The sequence below is a fragment of the Autumnicola tepida genome (genome assembly GCF_031846485.1).
In the GTDB taxonomy this organism is placed as follows: Bacteria; Bacteroidota; Bacteroidia; order Flavobacteriales; family Flavobacteriaceae; genus Autumnicola; species Autumnicola tepida.
On sequence record NZ_JAVRHQ010000108.1, the window covers coordinates 1 to 612 of the forward strand.

General features: G+C 41.3%; 1 protein-coding gene. It reads left to right on the plus strand.

From position 1 onward, the window contains the following. Positions 1–612, plus strand: a 612-nt coding sequence (locus RM553_RS19590; RefSeq protein ID WP_311536651.1) for a hypothetical protein, incomplete at both ends; no start/stop codon positions are given.

The following is a 612-nucleotide window of genomic DNA, read 5'->3' on the forward strand; positions in this document are numbered from 1 at the left end:
AGCCTTGAACTAAATGAAGATGACGAAGTTAGCCTTTGGACACTTACCCAAAATGGTAATGGTAATATTCATTTTGAATATGTAGCAGATCCGGAACTTCAAAATGATGTAGTTGCTGTGGGGGGAGAGCTTACAGAAGTGAATTTTATGGCAAAAGCTGCAGGTACGTATCGCATCTACGATGATGCCGATAAACCAAGTTACTTCAGGATTGTACGTAAAAGTGCTACTTATACTACCGTAACAGGAAGCGTGGATGTGGCAGAAGCCGAAGGTATTCCTTCAGATTACAGTATTGTATTCAAAAACGAACTTGGTAAGGCATGGGAACTTTCTTTGGCAGATGGAGGATCGTATAGTATCGTTCTTCCGGTTGGGTATCAATATGAAGTTTCCTTAGAAGGAGCTGAAGGATATTCCGTAGACAGTAATGCCAGCCTGGAAGTAACAGAAGAGACTTCTGCATTTGACATTAGTATAACTAAAGATCTGATCTATGTAGAAGGCCTGGCCGATGTCTGGGATTTTGGAGCAACCCAACTGGACGAGTCTCAGTATAACAATATGCTGAATGAATCACGAATAAATTCCTGGTATGATGCATCTGTCACC